Below are 21,119 nucleotides of genomic sequence, written 5' to 3' on the forward strand. Positions count from 1 at the left end.
TTTTCACGCTATTTATCAACCTATGTAAATGCTTTAGTGGTGAACACCTTGTATTTTGGTGTTTGTGTTCACAACTGAAGGCAACCTTATGCAACATACCATCGCTATTTTACCCGCCATGCTTGCGCTGTTAGCTGGGGCTGCTATTGCTGTGCAAGCCAGCCTTAACGCCAAGCTTGGGGTACTTATTCACCACCCACTTATAGCTACCAGCGTAGCCTTTAGTTGCGCTGCTTTGTGTGCCGTTGCAATGGTACTTATTACCACACGGTATTATCCGCCCTTACACCTCATTAAAAGCGTGCCCATTTATATGTGGTTTAGTGGCGGGTTACTTAGCGCATTTGGTGTGGGTATGTTTTATTTTTTAATCCCAAAAATGGGAGTAGGGTCGTTAATGAGCTACGCCCTTACAGGGCAAATAGTTATTGCTATTGTTGCTAGCCATTTCGGTTGGTTTGGTTTACCGCAAGCCACTATTACCGCCACCAAAGCTTGCGGCATGTTCGCCCTTGTGGGCGGCATAGTGCTAATTAATTGGGTGTAGATAAATGCAAACACACAATGCGGTAGCTACACCCAATGCTCTTTTACTGGAAGAAGCCAATTTACATAACCTTAAAACCCTGTGGCACACTTACGGCAGTAAGCTTGTGCACAAACAAAATGGGTTGACGCTTTGGCGCAATACGGGCTGGCCGCACCGCGCTTGGTTTGACATAAATGAGCCACACCCATCGCCAAATACAACAAGCGATAGTAACGGCGAACTCGTTGCAGCCATACAACAGTTACCAAAAGGCACTGTGCTGCCGCTATACCCACATTTATTGCACAATAGCCCAGTCGCGACGGCGTTAGCAACGTGCACGTTTAATGGGCCAGAGTTTATGCAACAGGCCATGGTGTTGGCCTTAGAGAATTTTAAACCAAACACAAAAGGTTACCCGCCCGAGCTTAATTTTAAAACGGTAACCACTCAACCCAGCCTTAAAGCATGGTGCGCAGTAGCCAGCGCGGCGTTTGGCTACAACGTGGCTATAGCGAATGCACAACAGCTTTTAGAGCAGCCCAATGCGTTGCTTATTCTTGCGTACAAAAACGCTGTGCCAGTTGCTACTGCACTGGTACTGTTAACAGGGCATACCGCTGGTATTCATCAGGTAGGGGTGTTGCCCACACAACAGGGGCAAGGGTGGGCAAAGGCTATCATGCAGTTTGTATTAAGCTATGCGGTGCAACAAAAAGCTCGGCACGCGGTGTTGCAAGCATCTGCCGCGGGCGAGCCGCTATATAAGCAACTTGGTTTTAACGCGCAGTTTTTAATAAAAAACGTCGTATTAAGCTAAATGGCCGAGAAAACACGGCAATGCTCTGCCTGCAGCGGCCCGTTGTATTTACGTTCTAATATTGTGCTCTAAATTTGGTCTATTATTAAGCAATAACCCTATTTAGAGACTCTTCATGCGTGCCGTTTTATCTTACTTATTGGTTGTTTGCCCGCTAATACTCACTTGCTTGTGTGGCGGGGTTAGCGCGCAGCAAACGACCGTGTTTTATACTCCAGCCAAAGAAAAAAACGAAGATGGGCGTCGCACCTATGCCCACAACCTGTTGAAAATGGCACTAGATAAAACCGTTGCCGAATATGGCCCTTACCAACTTATAGAAATACCCAATTTATCTATCAAGCGCATGCATTTAATTGCTAATAGTGATGAGTATAAAAATTTTATTGTTAAGTTTACCTATAGCGACAGCTACCAAGAAGACCTTATATACGCGCCATACCCCGCTGAGTTTGGCGGCATGGGCTATAGGGTGTGCTTTGTAGCGCCGGAGTTTTTACAAGAAAGCAATAAGGTTACTACGCTTGCAGAATTGCAAAAATACACCATAGGGCAGGGGATAAATTGGCCTGATATAAAAATTATTCGTGCAAACAACATTAACGTAACCGAAGTGCAATACAATAAAAGTTTATTTAGCATGACCGATAAAGGCAGGTTCGACTTTTTTTGCCGAGGTATTACCGAGCCAGGTTGGGAAATGAAAAAATTTGGTCGCGACTTTCCTTTGGCACTAAATACGAGTTTTGTATTGCGCTACAACTTACCTCGATTTTTCTACACCAATAAAAAAAATAAAGCGGCAATTAAGCGTATTGCGTTGGGCTTAAAGCGCGCCCTTGAAGATGGATCGGCGCACGCTTACTACCAATCGCTGTATAAAGACTATATCGATTACGTTCAATTAGAAAAACGTACCATTATTGATTTAGAAAACCCCGATTTACGTTTTATAGATAGCACTTACCAAAACTATATAATTCCCATTAATAAAATATAGCTCTCGCTAGGTTAACCTTACTCCATTGCGCCGATTTATATGGGGCTACTACTTATATTGGGCCTACTATATCGTAGGCCCGTTTAGTGCTGCTGCTATTTAGCCAACTCGGTGATTACATCTTGCCAACTTACATATTTAAAGTTTTGCGGCTGACTAGGCATTAGGTTAAAGCCATCTTGAATAACTAATAGGCCCTGCGGGTAGTGTTCCCCTAATGCTGCACCGGTTATAGCTATGCCGTCGGTTTCCGATGTGCCATCTATTTGGTTGTCACTGTTTAAGCCCACGCGGAAGGAACCTACGTAATTGTAAGGCGCCTCTGCTTGGTAAATAGCGTAGCTATTATCACCTTGGCTAGAAACAACCAAATAATTACCCAATGCATTGTTTATTAAACCTAAGCCTTCTACATCGGCCACCAACACATCACCCACCGCGGCTATTAAGCGGCCGCTAATACTTGCTGTTGGGTTGGCGTCGAATAACCACACACCGGCATCTTCTTCACCGATAAATAGCTCGCCGGTTGCATCGTTGGCAACACACGCTTCTGGCTGACTATCTAAATGGAATTCACGCACCAAGTTTGCATCTATACCCGCCGTATTTTCGATTAATTGGTACTGCTTAAAGCGGCCGTCTTTATCGTTAATAAACGCATACAATGCTTGCTTGTTAGGTGCATATAAACACACGCCGTAGACATCATTTAACCCAGTGGCAATATTTGCCACTTGTTTTACATGGCCGTTGTTAAGCGTATATACCGTTAACGTGTTGTCGCTACGGTTGCTGGCAATGGCAATATCTTGCGCTTTTTGGTTAGGCGCTAAACGTACGCCTTGGCGAATATCAACATTATTAATATGGCCGGTAGCTATAGCCTGTGTTTCGTTGCCTTGTAAGTCGTAAACAAATAAACCCCATTTTTTATTGGTACCCAAAACCAAGCTTTTTTCTGGATGGGTTGGGTGCACCCATATAGCTGGGTCATCTGCTGCATCACCGCGCCTTTGCATTGCGGGGGTTTGCGCTTTGGCTGTTACTGTGGGGTAAACCGCAGGTAGTGGGGCCAATTGCTGTTTAGCAGTGGCAATAGACTTTTCTATTTTTTTAGCGGCTAAGGGTGCGCTAACAATAGCATCTTCCGCTTCATCGAGTAGGAGTAGTTTATCGTTTAGCCATACTACATCTGCTATTTCTTGCGCGTTTAATTTACCCAGAGCAACTACTTCCGCATGCGTACCTTTATTATTTAAACGATACACTGCCGCACCTTGCTCACTAAACAAGGCAAAGTGGTAGGGCGCAATGGCTTTTACACCTATAGGGCTTGCTTGTACTTTGCCCCAAGGTTTTACTGCAGCAACTAAGTGGCGCTGCCAAGCGCCTTCTGGCTCTGCGGGGTATTGCCACACACCAAACTCTTCTTCCGCAACCAATAGCGCTGCGCTTGCATCATCTACGGCACAAGATTCAGACCCCGGCGGCAAACTAAGCTGTTTAACGGTAATATCTACCAGTGAATCTTTGCGTGCATCCCACAACCAGCGCATTTCGCCACCGCCGTAGCCATCGAGCATAAATGCGAACAAATTATTTTGCTTATCTAAATACAAACACAGCGCATCGGTTTGAAAACGCGTCTCTCGCAGTGCTGTTGCAGTTGCAGACATTAAATCGCTATCTTGTGTTGCACTGAATATTACCGGCTGCCCAGTTTGCGCATCGGCTGTAATTAGCCATTGGCGCTGACTTGTTTGCCTGCTATCAAGTAGCTCATAGCTGCCTTTTAATTGGCTAATTACCTGTGTGTTAAGTGCTTGGCTATCGCTATTAATAGCCGCAAGGATTATACCTGTTTTTTCTGATGCTATCGCCATTACTTGGCGGCCCTTGTGGGTTACTACCGCTAGCCCACTAAGTTTATTACCCGCTTTAATATTACTAACCGATACGCTGGCGTTCTGCGCATACAAGGGTTGGTTATCCGTTGTATCGTAAAGTGTTTTTTGGCTTGTGCTGTTGCAACCCAATAGGCCAGTAATTGCACATATAAGTGCAATGGAAGTACTGCGGCGCACTAAGTTCTTTGTAGTTGTATGGTTTTTATTGTGTTGATGGTTCACTGTTTTCTCCCAATCGTTCACGCTTATAAAGCAAGAACACATTGTTTAAGCGATGTAGCAAAAAGCACCCTCGTACTTACAGGGCGCCTTTTAGCAATGTGATTAATTAATTTGCTGGTTATGTTTTATTAACTATTGTTTATAAACAGCCACTTAAAAATCAGTAATTGTTACGCCTAGTCTAAAACTTGGGCCATACTCTTCGTATTGGAAGTTGTAATCTTTTTGGCCTTCGCCGCTATACACATAGTAACCTTGGTCGCCTAGGTTAACACCCTGCACAAATACCTGTACTTTTTCGCTGGCATACCAACGCGCTAGAAAGTCGATACCTGTTTGTGCATCTACCCAAGCATCGCCCTGTGCATCGGCGGGGTCACTTACTTCTAACAGATATTCACTTTTATAGTTTGCCGCTACACGTAAGCTGAATTTTTCTGTTTCATAACCAATAGCAAAGTTACCGGAAAAATCAGATTGCGATGGCAAGTGTATGTCGCGCTGCGCAAACAGTTCGTCATCTAAATACTCGATAGTCGCTTCAGAGCTGGTCCAAGTAGCGTTGGCGCTTACTAAAAAGCCATCCCACGGGGCGGGTAGTTCCGAAAATTGTTTACTCGCGGCTAGCTCCAAACCTGTAAGGGTGGCGCTATCGCCATTTTTAAAAGTGTTAGCTTCAGATATTTCGCCAGGGCCTACAAGGCTTGCATCTGCAGTGGCGCCTAGGTCTATGGCGTACGCAAAGTTTTCTATATCTTTACTGAATACAAACGCAGAAAAGTAGCTAGCAAAACCGCCGTAGTATTCAATACCAATATCTAGGTTCGAGGCTTCTAGTGGTTTAAGTAGTGGGTTGCCAAATTCCACTTCGTCGCCTTCGCGCACTTTTGCTGGGCTTAGTTGTTCGAAGGTTGGCCGCACAACGGCATTGGTCCAAGCTGCGCGCAATTGTACTTTTTCGCCAATTAGATAGCGTAGGTGCAGTGAAGGTAATGTATGGCTGTAATCGTTGTTAAAAGAGGCTGCCGTTAGCTCTTCAATTTCAGCGCCTTCATCTTCGTATTCATTGTAGTGCATACCGGCGGCGGTAAAATCTGTTTGCTCTACACGCACACCAGCAAGAATACGCAGTTTATCTACATCTAGGGTACCCATTACATACGCGGCTGAAATATCTTCGTTAACGGTAAAATCCGCTATGGCTGAATCTATTTCTTCGTGATATTCGCTTTTATCCAGTGGGCTAATGGCATTTAGCAGGGGGCGACTTGCAATAGCTTGGCCCATAGGCCCAAACTGGTAGTCTATTTGGGCTTCGCCACTATTAGTTGCTACGTAGTTACTTAACAATAGTTGCTCATCGGTAAAGCCTACTTCGTCTAGGTTTGAATATGCCCATACTTCTTCGTCACTGGTTTTTTCGCGCTGGCTTAGTTTTGCCCCCCACTTTAATGCAAGGGGGTTGCCTGCCAACTGTAAGCGCTTAGTAATATCTAGCTGAATATTGTTTTCTTTGTCTTTGGTAATTTGTTGTGCGGTAGCTATTTCATCTAGCTCGTAGTTCTCTGCAGCATATACTTCGGCAGGCGCATGCAAGTAAATTTGTTTAGCCGCGCTGTAACCTATACCTTCTTCGAAGTCGGCTTCAAATACCGCACCATCAATATGAAATGGCGTGTGCTCGCTAGATTGGCTTGCACCCAGCTTGTAATCTATTACCCACGTATCCCACTCGCTTTTACCGCCTAACACCAACGATTTAATTTTCATGGTTTCGGTGCGATCTTTTAGCTCTCTGGCAATGGTCGCTGCGCCGGTTTCACTAGCAGGTATACCGTCGTTGGTTTCTTCATCGCCTTCGTCATCCAGCACAATGTCGCCCAAGTCGTCGCGCTCGAACTGATACATTTCTATCACGTTGGCTTGGCGCTCTTCGGCATCGGTATATTCGGAGTAAAGGGTGCGTAAGAATAAGTTAGTTACATCGTTAGCTTGGTAATCGAAATTAAGCGATGCGCCTAGGCGTTCGCGGCTAATGGTGTAATCTCTTTGTTCGAATTCTTCTAGGCGGGTGTCTGCGGCATTGTCGGCAACGTCCCACGCGCCGCCTGTTTCTACGTTGTCGGAACCGAACTTGCGTTCATACCAGCTAAGCGCACCCGCAACACCAAAATTATCTGCGCCATCGCCAATACTAAAAAGGTCGCTAGCGGTTAACGATAATTTGGGGCTGGCTTGTGATGTGTGTTCATCAAAGTTGGTTTCTAGCGTTGCTTTATAAAAGCGGCCATCGCGATCGAATGCGCTTAAGCTTTTTACGTTAATGGTGCCGCCTAACGAGTCGGCATCCATATCTGGTGTGAGGGTTTTTGTTACCTCGAGCGATTCCAACAACTCTGACGGTACGGTATCTAACGCTACTGCGCGCTCACCCGCATTAGGGGAGGGCACCTTGCTACCGTTAATGGTTACCGAGTTAAAATTGGCTCCCAAGCCGCGAATGCGCACGTAGCGGCCTTCGCCTTGATCGTTTTCTACTGATACACCGGGCAAGCGCTGCAAGGCTTCAGAGGTGTTTGCATCTGGGTAATTACCTATCGCATCGGCATTTACAATGCTAACAATATTGTTAGACGCACGCTGTTTGTTAAGCGCTTTGTTTAAACTCGCCGCTTCACCAATTACCAATACGTGCTCGGTAGCGTTTGAAGACAGAGTAAAGTGTTCCACCAAAATGGCGTTATCGGTAATGGCAATGGCGCGTGTTTGAGTATCGGCACCCACATAACTTAACTCTAGGGTGTACTCGCCATTGGGCAGTGAAGGCAAGTTGTATCGACCATCGCGGTTAGTACTGGTTTGTACATTCAATTCTTTAACTGTAACTAACGCACCTTCTATACCGTAGCTGCCACTTTTATCGGACAACTTACCGCTAACACTGCCATCGGCAAACGCCGTTTGGCTTAATAACGTTACAGCACCTATGGCTGCTGCGTGTGTGGTGGTTGCATTAAGTTTTTGTAAGGAAGCTTGTAAAAAGCTAGCCAAAGGCGTTTTTTTAGCGCGCATCTGTAGACCCTATTCGGTGAGCGATTAAATGATTTGCGCAGACCTTAGTGGGTATATGTGGCAGTTTTGTTAACACTGCGGCGCACAATAACGCCATTTAGCGTTTATTAAACGCCTTTGAGCTTTGCAGACTGGGGCAGAGAAGTTCGCAATTCTAATGCTGCAACGGTGTTTTAACGCGAGGTAGTTGCAACCGCGCTTTATCGTTGGCTTTATTGAGCTAAAAAGACCTGCTGTTATTTTTCTGTCATTTATTGCTGTCACAATCTCTTCATAAGTTTGCAACAAAGGCTCTTGCCATAGGTTAATTATGCTTCGCACCCAAATGCATTATCACAAGCACTGGCTTATTGCGGGTACCACTTGGATCTACCTGCAAATACTTACATTGGCAATGCTTGCCCCCCTTAAACCCTTCGCGCAGTTCGAATGGCTAGATATAGTAGGCGAGGGCGCAGCTGCGGCCGTGATTTTATTTTGGTCAGTTTTAGTATTGGCCAGCCGCCCAAAGGGTAGGGTAACCAACTTATTAGTTGCGGGGTTACTGGCTGTATTTTCAGCAATGCTACAGGACTTTCTCGATGAGATTTTTAATATGCATGCTATGCCGTTTTGGCAAAGCTTAATCGAATCGGCCTGCTTACCCTTAGGTATGACACTGCTCACAGTGGGGATTTTTTACTGGCGCCAAGAGCAAATAGTAGTAAACCAACAACTGCGCAAGCGCGAAAAACTGTTCCGCCACCACCAATGGGTGGATGCTATTACCTCGTTAGCATCTATTACCTATTTAAAGGAATATTTACACAATGCCTTGCAGCACACCCATCAACGCAACGTACCCGTCACTCTTTTACTATTAGATTTAAACGAGTTTAATCAAGTAAACAAACGCTACGGTAATAGCGAAGGCGATCGCGCTTTATATGCTGTATCTGAATTGCTTATGTTGAACTTGCGTGACGACGATTTAATTTGCCGTTACGCGGGCGATAGGTTCGCCATACTGCTTGCGAATACACGTGAACACGAAGCAGAGATTATTGCTATTGAGTTAGTGAATGCCATATTACACTTTGCCCACCGCACAAAGGGCGGCGAACGGGTGTATTTAAATGCAACAGCCGGTATTGCCTATGCGCGCGATACTAATTTAGAAAAACTTATAGACCGCGCTAAGCACGCGCTGCGCATAGCAAAAGATGCCAATGCCACAACCTATGTTGCCCTTTAGCATAGCTATTACTATATGGCGGTACTGTAATGTTAAATGCAGCTAATACGGTTAATAGCAAGATGGCTTATACACAGGCGGCCTATTCGCAGGCGCTAAGCTCTAGCGCTCAAACGCACTACCTGTTACCCAGCGATAAAACCATCGTCGCGCATTGGCAGCCAGCCATATTGTTAAATTTAATGTGCAATAGTTTGGCTAATGAAGAAGCTATTGCGCTTTCTAATAAGCTTTTAAAGGGCACGCGCCTTTTTTATAGTGATTTTAGTAAAACAAACCTGTTTATTAGCCCGGAGCAGTTTCAACGTTTTATTGTAAATTGCAATGCTACCCCCAACCAATCCGATTTGGCATTTAGGTTTGGCCAACGTTTATTGCCCGGTCATTACGGTGATTTTTCCCACGGCTTAAACCAAGTAAACAGCGTATTCGCTGCCGCAGAATTAATTCAAAAGTGCGCACATGTTTTCTCCCCATTGCTTACACCTAAGGTTAATGTGTATGCAACAGAATTAACAATTAGCTTTTATTCAAGCTATGGCTGCGGCAATAGCCACAGGTTTGTGTGCGAAGCATTTATTTTTGCAATTAAAAACTGGCTAGAGCAACAACTGGGCAGGCACTTGCCTTGGCAATTTGAGTTTAACTACACCGCACCAGAAGCCATAGAAAATTACGAAGTGTACCTAGGGGATAACCTTAAGTTTAACCGACCCGTTACCGCTATTCGCTTACCCATTGAATATGCCCATAGCAGCTGGCAAGTAAGCGAGAATTTTACTTTACCCTGCGCAGCCACCCCAGTTAGCTTGCTAAATTTAGTGCGCCAATTACTAAGAAACAACATACAAGCCAACCCGAGTTTAGAGTGGCTTGCACAACAGTTAGACATTAGCCCCGCCACATTAAAACGACGCCTTAAAGCCTGCAATACGCAGTTTCGCGATTTACTGAGCGAAATTCGATTAGAAGTAGCGGTAGAACTTTATCAGCAACAACATTTTAGCAGCGATGCCATTTGCCAATACTTGGGCTTTTACGACGAATCTAATTTGCGCCGATTTTTTAAGCGCACCACCGGCCAAACACATACCCAGTATTTGGCCTTAACCTAGCTGTAATTAAAACCGGTTGTAATTAAGCCACTTAGCTAATTATGTTTCTATCCCAGATTACTCAGCCCTAGCCCCCACCCTTAATCATGCGCGTTAATGTGGTGTCTCTATCCACAAAGTGATGTTTTAACGCACCTGCTGTATGTACACACACAATACCCATAAATGCGTAGGTGATTACCCAATGGCTGGTTTGCGCTCGCGTTTCCCATATAGTGCTGTAAGCTTGCACTTGTTGCTCTGGCCCCGCTAGATTTGTTGGCACTATATCTAAGCCTAATAAATATACACCGTGGCCGCTTAAACCCGAGTAAGCAATTCCCGATAGGGGAACCAGTAATACCAATACAAGCAACGCCCAATGGGTGAGTGTCGCTAGTCTTTGTTGCCACGGTTTATATTGGTTTGCATGCGCCGGCCAGCCCTGTTTTAAGCGATAAGCTGCGCGTATAACCATAAGCATTAACAGCACGACACCAGCTTGTTTATGTAGGGAATATATCGCGTAATCTTGATTACTCACCATGTAATAACCGGCGGCCCAAATACATAAAAATGCTAGTGCAATTAACCAGTGTAAGCTGCGACTAAAAACAGTGTAGGTAAGGGGAGAAGTAGATTTCATAGCGACCTCGCGATGTGATAAGTAGGTAACTATCACACCGCGTTAGCGGTCGATTTTCTAAGGGTTTGGGGCGAATTGTCTAAATATGGGATAAAGAGTGGGTTGTGCTTACTAGCAATCGGCTGTATTTATAACGCTTTGTTTAAATTGCGTGCGATAGCTTTTAGCCAAAGGCACAAGCCGGCCACACTCCAGTTCTAGCTCGCCTTTACCTGTGGCAAAAGAATGCAGTTGCTTTACGTAGTTAATATTTACAACCGCAGAGCGATGGCAGCGCACAAATTGGGCTTGGGGCAGTTGCTCTAAAAGGTGCTTAAGGGTTGCGCGTAAAATATAACTACTATTAGCCGTATGGATATCTACATAGTTACCGGCAGCTTGCACCGCGGTTATATCTTGTACATGTATAAACGCCTCTGCGCTGCCAGTGCTTACCAATAAGCGCGACGCGTTATTCTTAGGTGAATCTGGTTCTGTTGTGGGGTTTTTATTCGCGTAGTAAACCTGCTCGCCTTTAAGCAGTACATACCAGCCCAAACTAATCACCAACAAAACCTGTAAATATTTAGGGGAATAACTAACCAATGTGGCCAGCACATCACTTCTACCGCTATAAAGGTTAACGGCCACTTTATATAACAAGGCCACAATTAACGCCGCGCCTAAAATATGCAGCTTAGCCTTTAACGGCTTTTCGTAATGTTCTGTTTTACTAAGCAGGCTTACAAGGGTAGGGGTAATTAACATCCAAAAGCCCCATTCGCGCAGGGTCCACAGTATGGAGCTAACTACATTAACGCCGGAATCCATAATAACCATTTGATGGATAACACAAAACACTACTAGCCACGCCATATAGCCCAGCCAAAAAATAAGCGCTAAGCGACCTTCAAACCCGTACCAATTTATTATTTTTCGCATAAACGACCCGTTACGGTTGGTATGTAGTAGCCCGTAGTCTAAAAAAATATCGGAAGCTTTTAAACAGTCTTAACCGGACTTAGGTGCCTATTAGCTTAGAAGGTTCCCAGAATGCAGCCATTATTTAATCAGATACGCTGCATGTATTTGTACGCTTGGCTGGCCAACACCTATTTAGAGGGTTTTAAAGTGCTGCATACACTCTAGCTGAGACAGTGCCGACCCCGCAATTGCTTGCATTTTAGTACAGCTTGGCGCCACTGCGTTTGCTTGATAAATAGCCTCGGGAAACATACCCATTCCAGCCAATAAGCAATACCAAGATACAACGGGGTAGTATTTTTGAATATTTTGACGCTGAATCTCCGCAGATAAATCGGCGCCGCTAATCCAGCATTTGAATATTTGTTGCAAAGAGGGGGATAACTTATCTAAGTGAGCGCGATTGTCGCACCAGTATTTAGTGTGAGTAAGTGAATTGGTTTTGTAGTGGGCCACAATGTAATCTTTAATACCATCAAATTGATTATTAATAACTCTGTTATAGTCGTCTCGTTTAGTGTTATCAATATTGGATTCTATTGAGTAATAGTCTACTAGCTTAGCCGCACTGAATTGTACAAGCGCAAGGGCTGTGGCTTCTAACGGCTCTATAAAGCCTTGCGATAAACCTATTGCTACACAGTTTTTTATCCAATGCTTGTCTCTGCGCCCAACGCGCATTGTTAGGTGCTTGGCCTCCACTGCTGAATCCATTAGGCCTAACTTTGTACGTAATTCTTGCTCCGCTTGTTCGGCGCTACAATATTGACTGCTATATACATAGCCATTGCCCACTCTGTTTTGCAGGGGTATCTGCCAGGCCCAACCGTTTTCCATTGCGGTAGCCACAGTCTCGCTACTAATTAAGGTTTCATTTTCGCAATGCAAACTTGGTATTGCCACTGCAGCATCGTTGTAAAGGTGGTCGGCGTAACTTATAAATTTGGCGCCAAGTGTTTTCTCTATTAATTTAGCAGAAAAGCCTGTGCAATCTATATACAGGTCGGCACTATGGCTTTCTCCATTACTCAAATGAATTTTGGCTATACCCTGTTCGCCTTGCGTAACCCCTTGCACAGCAGCAACCGTATGTATTACACCAAGATTTGTGGCCTGTTGCTGAAGAAATTCGGCGAGCTTAGCTGCATCGAAATGGTAGCCGTAGTTTACCTCGCTTTTCAATTTACCTAGGTTATCTATTACATATGGCGATTTTTTTTCTGCGGCTAATTTTGCCGCTAAAAAATAATTTTCAGATTGTGTAGCGTTTGCGTAACCCGCTCGACGGGAAGCAATGTGGTTAAAATACTCGGGTAAATACGTGTAATCTAATGCCGAGGGAAATGGATGAAAGTAGCTTTTAAAATCTGGTTTATTTGTCCAACCATTAAAACGTATTCCATTTTTATATGTGGCATTACATTTGTTCATCCACTCACTTTCTTGTATTTCTAGAAAGTCAAAAAAGCCTTTGAGGGCCGGTGTTGAACCTTCACCTACACCAATGGTTGGAATAGTGGGGGACTCGATTACCGTAATATTTACATTCTGGTGGGCCCAGCTCTTGGCTAGTATATTTGCAGTAATCCAACCCGCCGTGCCGCCACCAACAATAGTAATATTACGCATAATTATTTAATCTTCTTATTATTTGGCATTTGTAGGTATTTGCTTATTTATTTTTTTATCTGTATTTTTTTATCGACAGAGATTAACTATATAAAGTAACTAAATAAACTAACTACCTAAGGTAACCACATACTCTCACTATATTGTATTCGAGTAAAAACAATAGAATTTAAAACAGAAAAAGGGGAATTGCTTCCCCTATTATTTGCCAACTATATTTTAATTGTGCTCTTACTATTTAGCTTAGAATCTAGCTCGCACACCTAGGTTGTAACGTGCTTCAAACACGTTCTGGTTTACCACTACATCCTGCCACTGCATATAGGTTTCTTCGTATTCTTCGGTAATATTGGTTCCCTGTAGGAATACGGTTATACCATCGGTAATATCGTAACTTACCGATGCATCAACATACGTGGTTGGTGCAGACCACCAAGCTGCTGGGTGGCCATCGTTCCACGCGCGACCAATATAACGTTCGCTGCGATAGTTCATTGCAACACGCGCTTGCCACCCATCCATTTCGTACCACAATATTGCATTAAACTGGTGCTCGGAGTTATCTCCCATTGGCATGGTTGCGCCGTAGAAGTCTTTATCGCCACCTTCACCATCTGCCCATGTGTAGTTTAACGTGGTACCTAAACCGCTAAATGCACCAGGCAAAAAATCGAACGCCTGTTGATAGCCAAGCTCTATACCTTGCACAACGCCACCGTCGGTATTGTCGCGAATGGTTAATCCTATCTCGCCATCTTCATCGCGAATTACGCCATCGGAATCTGGCACTGCGGCTGTAGTCGTACCTGTTGTGGTTATAGAAGTGGCAACATCTAAGCGATATAAACCAATACTTGCCATACTCGATTCAGCAAAATACCACTCGAAGGTTGCGTCGTAGTTTTCTGCACGCCATGGCTCCATATAGGGGTTGCCATCTTGCGAGGCGCTTACAGCTTGGAATACGCCAAGGTCGGCGTTGTTGTTAACGGTGTAAACTAAACCCAAGCCTAAATCATTGGCATCTAATTGAGTCATAGTTTTGGTGTAAGCCAAACGCAATTTTGTATTTTCGCTAGTATCAAAGCCGATATTAAAACGCGGTAGAAAGTCGGTAAAACTACGCTCTACGGTAGAGTCACCTAAATCCTGTGGCGGTGTTCCGCTTAAAGTAGGGTACTCAACGCCATCAACCTCAACGATAGGTTCCACACCCGGTACATTGGTCGTTACATCCAAAAACGTGCGAATGTACTGCACACCAAAGTTCGCTTGATAAGGTACACCAAACTCGCCTTCAAAATTGGCCTGTGCATAAAGGGTATGCGTTTTGTCGTCTAGCTCGTAGCTTCTACCTGGGTCTTTAATAGCAACATTGCCAGGGTAGAGCGTATTGTGAAAGCCAAGTGCGTCGTCCATGGCTTTAGGGTCAATAAAGTAAAAGCTGCGACCGTCACTAGGTGCTGGGCCAAAATCGCTTACTTCGGTAATCCACCCCATTGCATCTAGCTCTGTAAACGGAATTGTGCGAGCAATGGTGTCACCAAACACACCTGCACCTGGGTCACCATTTACCGGTAAACCAGAATCCTTCCATTTTGAATACACTGTAATTTGCTCGTCATCCATGCCGCGACGAGTAAAAGGCGCAACGTAATCGTACTGGTAGCGAGTGACTTCTCGCTTGCCGTAACGATAGCCAAACTCGAGTGAGTTGTTATCGTTTAGATCTAAAATGCCGTCAAAGCGCAACACATCTAATTTTGATTCTTCATCGCGATTTTGATGAGAGAACGATGACACCAAGCCGTATTTTTCGATGCTATCGCCAAAACCTTCTGGGTAAGTAAACGAAGGGTGCGTACCAGACATATCCCCACGTATGACAATGCGATCTGGGCCTTCACCATTAGGGTTAACGGTTTCTGTTACGTTATCTACACGCGTTTGCAGGCCGTGCTGTTCACCGGTAGTAATAAACGCATCGGCAAAATTACCTGTGTGTTTATTTTCTGCCGAGCCATGAATATATCGCACACTTGCTCGGAAGCTGTCGGTAAAATCGATATTTGTTTGCAGGTTAATATTGGTAGATTCTCTTTTATCTACAAAACTTTCTGCTTTCGCTGTTACGCGCAATGCATGCAGATCGAATACAGACGCAGTATAAAAATCTTTATCTGTGTTGCCGTCTGCACTCGGGCCACGATTAACGGGGTTTTGTGGGTATACCCAATCATATTGCGCCCAAGCGTTATCTGCTACTAAGCCATTGGTGTGCTCGTATTGATCCATAGATGTATAGAAAACATCGCCCAATACTTCTACTTTGTCGTTCACACGATATTGCACAGTTGCTGAAATACCTGTTCTATCTCGCTCAGATGTGCGATTAGTTACACCATAATCAATTGTGCCGAATATCGCGTCGTTAGTGTCTCCATCGCCGGTTACATCTGTGGGTGTAGACCAGCCCGGCCAGTTACCATCTTCTTGGTAGCCGCGGAACCACCAATCGTTATACATACCGTAGCGGAAGTTTGCGAGGGTAGCACTAGAAGTAGATACACTTAATAACGCACCAAAATCATCTGAATGATAACCGGCAAAACCAGAAAGTTTGGTGCCGTTATCATCAGTGTAAGAACCATCGGAAAGCTCACCGGCACCTACAAAAGTCCAACCTTCTGCAAGATCTAATGGTCGCTGCGTACGAAGATCGATTGTGCCTGCAACACCGCCAGATAAAGTAGAAGCCTCTGACGATTTAATAACATCCACACGCGATAAAAGCTCTGCGGGAATATCTGTAAAGTTTGGCTGCAAAGTTGTAATAGAACCGGCACTTAAAAATTGCTCGCCGTTAAGTAAGGTATTAACCTGCGGCATACCGCGAACGTTTACAGTGGAGCCTTCACCAGCACTGCGACGAATTTGTATACCTGTTACACGCTGGAGCGAGTCCGCAATGGTGGCATCGGGTAATTTACCAATATCTTCCGCGCTAATAGCATCCACAACAGACCCAGCATCGCGCTTAACATCAATGGCTCTGGTTAATGCGCCACGAATACCGGTAACAATTACTTCTTCGTAATTCTCTTCTTGGGCAATAGTGCTAGATGTAATACCACTAAATGCCACAGCAGAAATGCATATAGGCAACAATCTGCGTTTAAAGGTTATTGATCGAGACATAATTCCTTTCCCCCTAATTATTAGATTTTTACTTTCTGTACTCTCAACACCGCTAAGCGCTTGTGCTTTTGCGGCTTTCTGCAACACGTGCTGCAAAACCTTTTGAATAAAAGAACCGTACCCAAAGCTGTATTTGCACCTCATACACCCGGAGAAAACCAATCAACCCACAAATACAGGGGGAGGTTGGGTACGGCTATAAAACTGAATGGGTAACACCTAAAAAACATCTCTTGCCGAGGAAAAACATGTTACCGGTTACATTGTTGTTTAAAAATAATGCGCTTGTTAACGTTCTACTCGGCTTTATTTCATTTTTATATAGGTTACTAGCCAGCGAACATTTGGTCGCGCAGGGTTTATGTTAGTCTCAATATAACTAACAATTCAAGTAACCGATTACATTATATTTAATAAAAAGCCGTGTTATTTCATTAACTCATTGAAATATAAGTACTTTATACATTATATTTTTATGTAACCGACGCGCAAATCATCCATAAAAATTAAACAATGTTTTATATATGGTATTAAATAAGATTTCAATTAGACTTTTGTAATATTGCGCGCCATCTAGAGCAGCTAATTGATTTACACCTATTTAAGAAACTAACTACACTAAAGAGAGTATTGATTAAAAAACAATCTAGGCACCATGGCGATGCGAAACACTTTAGTTCTTATTATTTTACTCATAGCGCCTCTAGTCGTTCAGGCAGAAAGACAAATACATACCACTGTCTTTCACACCCCCTCTGCTGAAGTGGAATCGGACGCTAGGCGCATTTATACCGTTGAACTGCTGCGCCTTGCCCTAGATAAAACCGTAGAAGATTATGGCCCTTACGAGTTGCGTCTCGTTTCAGGGTTATCTGTACGCCGCATGCAGCAGGTGGCGCAGCTAAACAAATACGAGAATTTCTTTTTTAAGGTGAGCTATACCGATCAAGTAGCCGAACAATTTACTTACGCGCCATTTCCTATCGAATTCGGCATAGTGGGCTATAGGGTATGTTTTGTTGCGCCAAGCTTTTTACAAGAGAGCAACCAGGTAATCACTCTGCAGCAATTGCAGCAACACACAGTAGGGCAGGGCTTAGGCTGGTTAGACTTAGATATTTTACAAGCTAACGAAGTGCCCACGGTTACGGTGTCGCAATACTTAAGCTTGTTTCCAATGGTAAACAAAAACCGGTTTGATTTTTTATGCCGGGGCATTAACGAAATTAAATTAGAAATGGAGCAGTTTGCGCAAAGCGAGCCGTTAACCTTAAACACCAGTTTTATTATTCGCTACCCACTACCAAGGTTTTTCTTTACCAACAATAGCAACCCTATGGCTACAGCACGCATTAATAAAGGGTTACATCGCGCCTATACTGACGGCAGCGCGCAGGCATTAATGCTTAGTTTCTATAAAGAAAATATTGAATTTGTGGACGTAAAAAAACGTGCGATTATCCCAATGACTAACCCATTAATAGAAAACATTGATAAGAGTTACGAGCAATATGTGTGGGGGATTGAGGATTTAGTTTTTGATAAATAGACAAGCATCAAATTCAGAAAATTAGTTTTTTCGTTTCTTTGCAGAATAAAGCGCAACTAACGCAAATATAAACAACCAAAAGGTAGTCGGTTCATCTACGGAGTAACCCTCTGTTCGCACTAGGGCAATGCCCATATTGGTATGAGCATGTGAAGAACTCACAACATCGGCGCTTATCATTGCTAAACCAAACGATGGGGTGCCCTTATTTACAAAATCATCCACAACACGCGCATCGTTATATTTGCCATCACCATCTGCATCATCACCAAAGTAGGCTGCAGACATTTCGAAAGGGTCGTCGCCAGGATTGATACCTGGGTTGGTGACAGTTATTCCAAACATAGCGAAAAATATTCGGTCTAGTTCGTCGGCGCCTTCATCGTCCGTTTTTTCTGTCCAACCATAAGAACCCGTGTTTTCGTCGGTATCAAAGCTCATACCAAAATTAAAGGTGTTAAATAAATTGGCCATGTCTACATTATTGGCAAGACGCCAGCCATCTGAGCCAAAAGTAGAGAGCGCCTGATCTATAGATTGACCATCTGTCACATCCCAGCGCAACCACTCTAAACCACCGCCAACAACAACATTGCCTGTATCGTCATAGCTATAACCTGCGTGCTCTATAAGAGCGCTATTAGCTATAGGAGATAAAATAAATAGAAAAAATACGCTGATAATTTTTTTCATTTTTAATTTTGGCCGTTGAAAAAAAACAATTTATTTAAAGGTGTTTTTAGTGCTCGTATTTTAAATGCGCCAATATGCCATCTAGCTCATCTAGATTATTGTATTTTAAAACCAACCTACCTTTACCCTTGGCGGAGTGCTGCACTATTACCGGCACACCTACATGCTCGGCAAGTTTTTCTTCTAGCTTTTGAATATCTGGGTCAATTTTGGTTTTGGTTTCTGATTTTTCTTGTTCAGCTTCTTGCTGTAAGCGGCGAACTAATGCTTCTGCTTGGCGAACCGATAGGCCTTTTGCCACAATTTCTCGCGCGGCAGTGCGTTGCTGGCCTTCGTTTAAGCTAAGCAAGCTGCGGGCGTGGCCCATTTCTAAATCGCCGTGCTCAAGTAGGGTGCGTACATCTTCGGTTAAGTTAATTAAACGCAGCAGGTTAGTGACTGCAGTGCGCGATTTACCTACCGCGTCGGCCACTTCTTGGTGGGTTAGCTCAAACTCGTCTTGTAAACGCTTTAACGCAAATGCCTCTTCCATGGGGTTGAGGTCTTCGCGTTGAATGTTTTCGATAAGCGCCATCGCTATGGCGGTTTCATCGGGTACTTCGCGAATAACAGCGGGAATGGTATCTAACCCAGCTAACTGAGTGGCGCGCCAGCGGCGTTCACCGGCAATAATTTCGTATTTGTTGTCGCCAATAGGGCGCACAACAATAGGTTGCATTACACCCTGCGATTTTATCGATTCGGCAAGCTCTTCTAATGCTTCTTGATGCATATCGCGACGCGGCTGGTATTTACCGCGCTGCAAAAACTCGATGGGTAGATTTTTTAGTATGCCATCCACATTGGTGGTTACATCTGCGGCTGCGCTGGTGGCGGCTTTAATTGCCTCGGCGGGGGTAGCAGCTGCGCCGCTGCTTAATAGCGCGTCGAGCCCTCGGCCCAATCCCTTTCTTTTTGCCATGGGGGGTGTTACCTCAAATATTGTGTAATGCCCTAGCTTGCGGTTGCTAGCTCAGGGGTAGGGGTGGGGGTATCGTTGCGGCGAATAATTTCACCGGCCAATGCGATATACGCCATGGCCCCTTTAGATGTTTTATCGTACGCCAACACTGGCTTGCCAAAACTTGGCGCTTCGGCCAAGCGCACATTGCGCGGTACGCAGGTACGGTATACGCGGTCGCCAAAGTGATGAGAAAGCTCTGCAGATACATCGCCCGTTAGGCTGTTGCGCGGGTCGTACATGGTGCGCAATACCCCTTCAATGCGCAAATTGGGGTTGAGCGCATTTTGAATGGTATTAATGGTATTCACCAACGCCGATACCCCTTCCAGTGCATAGTATTCACACTGCATAGGAATAATCACGCCATCGCACGCGGCAAGCGCGTTTACGGTAAGCATGTTAAGTGAGGGGGGGCAGTCGATAAGAATGTAGTCAAAACTGTTGCGAATAGAGCTTAATGCCGTTTTAAGGCGGTATTCTTTGTTGTCGAGCGTTAGCATTTCTACTTCGGCTGCGGTTAGGTCGCCGTTGGCTGGCAATACCATGTAGTGGCCGTCGGGGGATTTTTGCAGTGCGTTTTCGCAGCGGGTAAGCCCAACAAGCACATCGTAAATAGTGAATTCTTGCGAGTTTTTATCTACGCCGCTGCCCATGGTGGCGTTACCTTGCGGGTCTAAATCTATTAACAGAACACGTTTTTTGGTGGCCGCTAGCGATGCAGCAAGGTTTACACAGGTGGTTGTTTTACCCACGCCGCCTTTCTGGTTTGCAATTGCGTATACGTTGCCCACAACTTTGCCTTTAGGTGTTAGTTATTAAGATTTAGGCTGAAACTGGTTAAATAACACACACAAACGTGCTTTAGCCCCATTGGAACCGCCTATTATGCCTTCGAGTTTGACTCTTGAGCCAGTGCTAATTCGATTAAACAGCGTTCACCTTCCAAATTGGGTACGTGCAACGCGTGCGAAGCTTTGACGATATATTTTTTTGGCAATTCGCTCAACTCACTATTTGGCATAACGCCTTTCATAGCCCAAAAGCGACCGTCGTCGTGAATAAGGTGATTACACCAGGTAAGCATATAGGTAATAGACGCAAAAGCGCGGCTAATCACACCGTCAAATTGGGGTTGGGGTTGAAAGGTTTCTACACGGCGATTTTGGGTGTCTACATTGCTTAACCCCAGTGCTTGCTTCACTTGAAACAAAAACCGCACCTTTTTGCCGGCCGAATCTAGCAGGGTAAAGTGGCGCTGCGGGAAGCAAATAGCCATGGGGATACCGGGTAAACCGCCACCAGTGCCCACATCGATAAATCGCTCGCCGGTTAAGTGCGGGGCAATGCTTAGGCTGTCTAGCAGGTGTTTGGTGAACATACCTTCGGCATCGCGTATTGCCGAGAGGTTGTAGGCTTTGTTCCACTTTTCAAACAATTCGAGGTAATCGAGCAGTTGGTTTACCTGCTGTTCGCTTAATGTTAACTCGATAGATGCGGCGTATTCCTGCAGGCGGCGTGCAAAGGGGCCGCGCTGTTGTGCTATAGATTCCCCCACCA

The 21,119-nt window shown here is 44.7% G+C and carries 16 protein-coding genes; 6 read left to right on the plus strand and 10 right to left on the minus strand.

What is annotated here, in order from left to right; genetic code table 11:
- Positions 1-88: 88 nt before the first annotated feature.
- From SDE_RS20885 to SDE_RS20895, 3 genes are all read left to right on the plus strand, one after another.
- Complete coding sequence (locus SDE_RS20885; protein ID WP_041324974.1) at positions 89-547, plus strand: DMT family transporter; 459 nt, start codon at positions 89-91, stop codon at positions 545-547.
- A gap of 4 nt (positions 548-551) precedes the next feature.
- Positions 552-1,349 (plus strand): GNAT family N-acetyltransferase, encoded by a 798-nt coding sequence (locus SDE_RS20890; protein WP_011470467.1) that lies wholly within the window; start codon positions 552-554, stop codon positions 1,347-1,349.
- 115 nt (positions 1,350-1,464) lie between these two features.
- Positions 1,465-2,349, plus strand: coding sequence for a hypothetical protein (locus SDE_RS20895; protein WP_011470468.1), 885 nt, complete (start codon positions 1,465-1,467; stop codon positions 2,347-2,349).
- Positions 2,350-2,444: 95 nt separating this feature from the next.
- Here SDE_RS20895 and SDE_RS20900 read toward each other — a convergent pair whose 3' ends face one another.
- Both SDE_RS20900 and SDE_RS20905 read right to left on the minus strand, forming a co-directional pair.
- Positions 2,445-4,481: a phytase gene (locus SDE_RS20900; protein ID WP_049762744.1), complete on the minus strand. Its 2,037-nt coding sequence runs from the start codon at positions 4,479-4,481 to the stop codon at positions 2,445-2,447.
- 153 nt (positions 4,482-4,634) lie between these two features.
- The gene (locus SDE_RS20905) at positions 4,635-7,553 is read right to left on the minus strand and encodes a TonB-dependent receptor (RefSeq protein ID WP_011470470.1); all 2,919 of its coding nucleotides are present in this window, start codon (positions 7,551-7,553) and stop codon (positions 4,635-4,637) included.
- Positions 7,554-7,863: 310 nt separating this feature from the next.
- On the opposite strand from SDE_RS20905, the gene SDE_RS20910 reads away from it, so the two are divergent.
- Together SDE_RS20910 and SDE_RS20915 are read left to right on the plus strand one after the other, a co-directional pair.
- Complete coding sequence (locus SDE_RS20910) at positions 7,864-8,787, plus strand: GGDEF domain-containing protein (RefSeq protein ID WP_011470471.1); 924 nt, start codon at positions 7,864-7,866, stop codon at positions 8,785-8,787.
- A gap of 29 nt (positions 8,788-8,816) precedes the next feature.
- Positions 8,817-9,902, plus strand: a complete 1,086-nt coding sequence (locus SDE_RS20915; RefSeq protein ID WP_011470472.1) for an AraC family transcriptional regulator — start codon at positions 8,817-8,819, stop codon at positions 9,900-9,902.
- A gap of 67 nt (positions 9,903-9,969) precedes the next feature.
- Here the strand turns inward: SDE_RS20915 and SDE_RS20920 are convergent, their stop codons facing one another.
- The 4 genes from SDE_RS20920 to SDE_RS20935 form a co-directional block, all read right to left on the minus strand.
- The gene (locus tag SDE_RS20920; protein ID WP_011470473.1) at positions 9,970-10,527 is read right to left on the minus strand and encodes a cytochrome b; all 558 of its coding nucleotides are present in this window, start codon (positions 10,525-10,527) and stop codon (positions 9,970-9,972) included.
- A gap of 111 nt (positions 10,528-10,638) precedes the next feature.
- Positions 10,639-11,448: a LytR/AlgR family response regulator transcription factor gene (locus tag SDE_RS20925; RefSeq protein WP_011470474.1), complete on the minus strand. Its 810-nt coding sequence runs from the start codon at positions 11,446-11,448 to the stop codon at positions 10,639-10,641.
- Positions 11,449-11,622: 174 nt separating this feature from the next.
- Entirely contained in the window at positions 11,623-13,119 is a 1,497-nt protein-coding gene (locus SDE_RS20930) for a tryptophan halogenase family protein (RefSeq protein ID WP_011470475.1), read from the minus strand.
- A gap of 243 nt (positions 13,120-13,362) precedes the next feature.
- A complete protein-coding gene (locus tag SDE_RS20935; RefSeq protein WP_011470476.1) occupies positions 13,363-16,317 on the minus strand; it encodes a TonB-dependent receptor in 2,955 nt (984 codons plus the stop codon).
- A 661-nt stretch (positions 16,318-16,978) separates the two neighbouring features.
- On the opposite strand from SDE_RS20935, the gene SDE_RS20940 reads away from it, so the two are divergent.
- Positions 16,979-17,866, plus strand: coding sequence for a hypothetical protein (locus tag SDE_RS20940; RefSeq protein ID WP_143710937.1), 888 nt, complete (start codon positions 16,979-16,981; stop codon positions 17,864-17,866).
- Positions 17,867-17,887: 21 nt separating this feature from the next.
- On the opposite strand, the gene SDE_RS20945 is transcribed toward SDE_RS20940, so the two are convergent.
- The 4 genes from SDE_RS20945 to rsmG form a co-directional block, all read right to left on the minus strand.
- Positions 17,888-18,559: a hypothetical protein gene (locus SDE_RS20945; RefSeq protein ID WP_011470478.1), complete on the minus strand. Its 672-nt coding sequence runs from the start codon at positions 18,557-18,559 to the stop codon at positions 17,888-17,890.
- A 46-nt stretch (positions 18,560-18,605) separates the two neighbouring features.
- Positions 18,606-19,520 carry a ParB/RepB/Spo0J family partition protein gene (locus tag SDE_RS20950; protein ID WP_011470479.1) on the minus strand — a complete coding sequence of 305 codons (915 nt, stop codon included), beginning with the start codon at positions 19,518-19,520 and terminating at the stop codon, positions 18,606-18,608.
- 32 nt (positions 19,521-19,552) lie between these two features.
- Positions 19,553-20,353, minus strand: coding sequence for a ParA family protein (locus SDE_RS20955; RefSeq protein WP_011470480.1), 801 nt, complete (start codon positions 20,351-20,353; stop codon positions 19,553-19,555).
- Between the two features lie 92 nt (positions 20,354-20,445).
- Complete coding sequence (gene rsmG / locus SDE_RS20960; protein ID WP_011470481.1) at positions 20,446-21,117, minus strand: 16S rRNA (guanine(527)-N(7))-methyltransferase RsmG; 672 nt, start codon at positions 21,115-21,117, stop codon at positions 20,446-20,448.
- Positions 21,118-21,119: the final 2 nt, after the last annotated feature.

The organism is Saccharophagus degradans 2-40, assembly GCF_000013665.1.
In the GTDB taxonomy this organism is placed as follows: domain Bacteria; phylum Pseudomonadota; class Gammaproteobacteria; order Pseudomonadales; family Cellvibrionaceae; genus Saccharophagus; species Saccharophagus degradans.

Excerpts from the sequence above, each read along its gene's own strand:
- SDE_RS20940 (WP_143710937.1), top strand. The coding sequence starts at position 16,979 with ATGCGAAACACTTTAGTTCTTATTATTTTACTCATAGCGCCTCTAGTC.
- SDE_RS20895 (WP_011470468.1), top strand. The coding sequence starts at position 1,465 with ATGCGTGCCGTTTTATCTTACTTATTGGTTGTTTGCCCGCTAATACTC.
- SDE_RS20935 (WP_011470476.1), bottom strand. The coding sequence starts at position 16,317 with ATGTCTCGATCAATAACCTTTAAACGCAGATTGTTGCCTATATGCATT.
- SDE_RS20945 (WP_011470478.1), bottom strand. The coding sequence starts at position 18,559 with ATGAAAAAAATTATCAGCGTATTTTTTCTATTTATTTTATCTCCTATA.
- SDE_RS20890 (WP_011470467.1), top strand. The coding sequence starts at position 552 with ATGCAAACACACAATGCGGTAGCTACACCCAATGCTCTTTTACTGGAA.
- SDE_RS20885 (WP_041324974.1), top strand. The coding sequence starts at position 89 with ATGCAACATACCATCGCTATTTTACCCGCCATGCTTGCGCTGTTAGCT.
- SDE_RS20920 (WP_011470473.1), bottom strand. The coding sequence starts at position 10,527 with ATGAAATCTACTTCTCCCCTTACCTACACTGTTTTTAGTCGCAGCTTA.
- SDE_RS20930 (WP_011470475.1), bottom strand. The coding sequence starts at position 13,119 with ATGCGTAATATTACTATTGTTGGTGGCGGCACGGCGGGTTGGATTACT.
- SDE_RS20950 (WP_011470479.1), bottom strand. The coding sequence starts at position 19,520 with ATGGCAAAAAGAAAGGGATTGGGCCGAGGGCTCGACGCGCTATTAAGC.
- SDE_RS20925 (WP_011470474.1), bottom strand. The coding sequence starts at position 11,448 with ATGCGAAAAATAATAAATTGGTACGGGTTTGAAGGTCGCTTAGCGCTT.
- SDE_RS20905 (WP_011470470.1), bottom strand. The coding sequence starts at position 7,553 with ATGCGCGCTAAAAAAACGCCTTTGGCTAGCTTTTTACAAGCTTCCTTA.
- SDE_RS20910 (WP_011470471.1), top strand. The coding sequence starts at position 7,864 with ATGCTTCGCACCCAAATGCATTATCACAAGCACTGGCTTATTGCGGGT.
- SDE_RS20915 (WP_011470472.1), top strand. The coding sequence starts at position 8,817 with ATGTTAAATGCAGCTAATACGGTTAATAGCAAGATGGCTTATACACAG.